Genomic DNA, 3,664 nt, shown 5'->3' with positions numbered 1-3,664 from the left:
GTTTGGCGGCGCCAGCTTCCCGAATCGCGTGAAAACACATGCCGATTACTACAACAACGACTTTTCGATGGACTTCGATACCGGCTTCGTGATCGGCGGCGTCGTCGGTAGGCGGCTCAACGATGTGTTTCGCGTCGAAGGCGAACTGTCTTATGCGCGCTACAAGGCGAGTTCGTATCTGGAAGGTGGGCATCCCTGGTTTCCGGCTGACGGCGATTTGTCCGCTACCTATCTGCTCGCCAACGTCTGGGCCGATGTTGCCCATTTTGGAGATGCCAAGCTCTACGTCGGTGGCGGCATCGGCGCCGCCCATGTGACCGCCGACACAACTTGGGGTGGTCACGCCTATGGATACGGATCTGGTGGGTGGGGTTTCGCCGGCCAGGCGGGAGCCGGCGTCACCTACGCGCTTGCGCAGAATATCGACCTCGATTTCGGCTACAGGTTCAAGGCCGTCTCCAGCGTCGACTTCGATTCCTCCCGCGAAGGCGATGCTGTATTCTCGAACGGCAAGTTGAATTCCCACAATCTGCAGCTTGGCGTTACGTTCAAATTCTGATTGGTCACGCTGATTGCCGTGATATCCGGCGATTGGGGGTGAAGCATGCCACTCTTGCCACGCCGGCAGCCCGTCGGTCTACCGGCCATGGCGCAGGATTTTCTCCCGACCGCTGGCGAGCCGGCGCTGGAGACGTTGCAGCGCGGCATCGACCTGCAGCGCGGCAAGCGCTTTCGCGAAGCCGAGTTCTGCTATCAGACGGTGCTTCGACGTCAGCCCAAAAATGCCATGGCGCTGAATTTGATGGGCACGCTGGCGATCGAGGCCCAGCAAAATGAGACGGCCATCGACTTTATGAAGCGTGCGGTCAAGCTCGAACCGGGCAACGCCATTTTCCGCAACAATCTCGGCAATGCCTACAATATGATCGGCAGCATCGAGCAGGCGCGCAAACAGCTGAGAAAAGCGATCGAGCTCGACGGCCGGCTGGTCGAGGCATTGTGCAATCTCGGCAAATCCTACCGGAGCCAACTCGAGGGCGACGTCGCCGAGGGTTTCTATCGCCGTGCATTAGCGGTCGACAGCCAATCGCTGACGGCGCTGGTCGGTATGGGCGACCTGCTCACCGACATGGGCCGGCAAGCCGAGGCGGTCGAATGCTTTGGCCGTGCCATCGCCATCGACAAGGCAAGTGTCGAGGCGCTGTCCGGGCTGGCGCTCGCGCGTCGGGCCGTCAAGGGCGATCCAGCTCTGGCTTTGCTGCAGGCCCGCCTCGAACTGCCGATGACCACCGATCGCGAGCGGGTTATCCTGCATCACGCCGCCGGAAAAATCCTCAACGACCAGCACGAGTATGGCCTGGCCATCCGCCATTTCGCCCGGGCCAAGGCAATCTCCGGCAATGATTTCGACATTGCCCTGCACACGCGACTCTATGACAGCTTCGTCGAGACTTTCGACGCCGGCTTTTTCGAAGCGCGGCCAAAGTTCGGCAATCCGTCCGAACGTCCGGTCTTCATCATCGGTATGCCCCGTTCAGGAACGACGCTGACCGAGCAGATATGCGCCAGCCATCACGATATCTATGGCGCCGGCGAGCTGGCGACGATCCGTTCATTGGCCGGCGAACTTGGATTCGACCAGCCTGATCCGGCGATTTTCGCCAAGGCCATGGTTTCGCTCACACCGACGAAGGCGAAGGAGCTTGGCTCGAAATATCTCGGCCATCTCAACAAGCGCAACGGCAAGGCGGCGCGTGTCGTCGACAAGATGCCGCATAATTTCGAGCTGCTGGCTTTCATCGGTCTCATTTTGCCAAATGCCCGCATCGTCCACTGCCGGCGTGACCCGATGGACAATTGCACGTCCTGTTTCATGCATAATTTTTCCGATGCCCACGGCTACAATGCCGATCTGACCAAGCTTGGGCAGTATTACCGGCAATATGATCGCTTGATGCGCCACTGGGCCAAGGTCGTTCCGCTGGCCATCCACGACATGCCTTACGAAGAAACCGTGGCCGATTTCGAAACCCGCGCCCGTGGATTGATTGGATTTTTCGGCATGGAATGGGACGATGCTTGTCTGCATTTCCACGAAACCGAGCGCACGGTACGAACGCCAAGCCGCTGGCAGGTGCGCCAGCCGATCTATTCGTCCTCTGTAGAGCGCTGGAAACTGTACGGCGATGCCCTCGATCCATTGAAGGCTGCACTGGGTCCGCTTGTCCAACTTTGATCAAATGGTCGTTCGCCCCGAACGACGTCGAACTCATCCCATGCGGCCACGAGCCGCCACCGGCAGCGTCTCCAGCACCCGTTCTCCGGCGATCAGGTGGATCTCGTCGAACAGATTGGTGACGACGCAGCAATGGTCGGGCACGATTCGCACGCGATCGCCGATACGCAGCCTGGCGTCGCCGGAAAGCGTGACGTTGCCGTGCTCTTCGCTGAGGCCGGTGACGGTAGCGCCCGGAATACCCAGCAATTCGCCGAAATCAGGCAGCCCCAGCGTATCGCTAGACAAGGCCTTGCTGCCGGCATCGAGGACGGCCCGTGTCGGCGTCGGATGGCTGACCACCGTCGACAGCACCGTCAGCGCGCAGTCGTCGAGACTCCCGACGCCTTTGCCGACCTGGTAGCGGTCAAGATAGATGTAGGTGCCGGGGCGGTACTCGGTAACGACGGAAGCCTCGCTTGAGCGCCACATATCCGGCGTGCCGCCGCTGGAGATGCGTTCGCAGCCAAAGCCGAATTCGGCGAGCGCCTGGCGCGCGCCGGCGAGCCACGTCTCGGCCTCGGCAGCGCGGCCTGCCGCCGGATAGGTCATCAACCCGCCGAAGGCGAGCCCCCTGGCCTTGTCGATCTCCCTGGCCAATGCGACCGCCTCGCTGGCCGACTGGACGCCGCAGCGGCCCATGCCGGTGTCGCATTCCACCAGCACCTGTAGCGGCTGGCCTGGATCGGTGAAGGTGGCGGCGAGGCCCGCAAGTGTTTCCAGGCTGTCTGATGTCACCGACAGCGTCACACGACCGTGCAGCGCCTTGAGGCGCTCCAGCTTGGCCTTGCCCAGAATGTTATAAGGGAGAAAAATATCGGTGAGGCCGGAATCGGCCATGACCTCGGCTTCACCGATCTTCTGGCAGGTGATGCCGACCGCACCCGCTGCGATCTGCTTCTTTGCCCAGTAAGGCAATTTGTGGGTCTTGATGTGCGGCCTGAGCTTCAGACCATGGCGATCGGCATGGGCCTGCGCCCGCGCGATGTTGGCTTCGGCGCGGTCGACATCGATCAGGATCGCCGGCGTATCGAGATCTTCTATCCTCAGCATGGGATGCCACCATCAGGAAACTGGTTGCCGTTATGACCTCGATCGAACCGGATGTCATGAGGCCAGCTCATGCAGTTTACGTCGACACCGGATCGGCGTTCGGCTATTCGGTTTGGAGATCGCCTAGGCCGACTGGAAGGAACCACGATCATGAAACGCTCCGCCATCAACGACATCATCCGCGACGCCGACACCTTCATTCGCTCGTTCGGCTACATAATGCCGCCCTTCGCCTATTGGTCACCCGAAGAGATGAAGGCGCGCCGGCAGGATTCGTCGGCCATCTTCTCGTCCCGGCTTGGCTGGGACATCACCGATTACGGCCAGGGCAAGTTC

At 60.9% G+C, this 3,664-nt stretch carries 4 protein-coding genes; 3 read left to right on the top strand and 1 reads right to left on the bottom strand.

Features of this window, described 5'->3' with window-relative positions; translation table 11 throughout:
• Positions 1 to 559: outer membrane beta-barrel protein (locus EOA85_RS30245; protein ID WP_164759979.1), on the top strand; the 559-nt coding region annotated here is incomplete at its 5' end.
• A gap of 45 nt (positions 560 to 604) precedes the next feature.
• Positions 605 to 2,236 carry a sulfotransferase gene (locus tag EOA85_RS30240; protein ID WP_127212187.1) on the top strand — a complete coding sequence of 544 codons (1,632 nt, stop codon included), beginning with the start codon at positions 605 to 607 and terminating at the stop codon, positions 2,234 to 2,236.
• 33 nt (positions 2,237 to 2,269) lie between these two features.
• On the opposite strand, the gene EOA85_RS30235 is transcribed toward EOA85_RS30240, so the two are convergent.
• Complete coding sequence (locus EOA85_RS30235) at positions 2,270 to 3,328, bottom strand: D-TA family PLP-dependent enzyme (protein ID WP_127212186.1); 1,059 nt, start codon at positions 3,326 to 3,328, stop codon at positions 2,270 to 2,272.
• 150 nt (positions 3,329 to 3,478) lie between these two features.
• Here EOA85_RS30235 and EOA85_RS30230 point away from each other — a divergent pair.
• On the top strand, positions 3,479 to 3,664 hold a 186-nt coding region (locus EOA85_RS30230; RefSeq protein ID WP_127212185.1), incomplete at its 3' end, for a D-lyxose/D-mannose family sugar isomerase.

Origin of the sequence: Mesorhizobium sp. M5C.F.Ca.IN.020.29.1.1 (assembly GCF_003997375.1) — a bacterium.
Taxonomy (GTDB): domain Bacteria; phylum Pseudomonadota; class Alphaproteobacteria; order Rhizobiales; family Rhizobiaceae; genus Mesorhizobium; species Mesorhizobium wenxiniae.
This window is presented reverse-complemented; position numbering and strand designations above follow the sequence as displayed.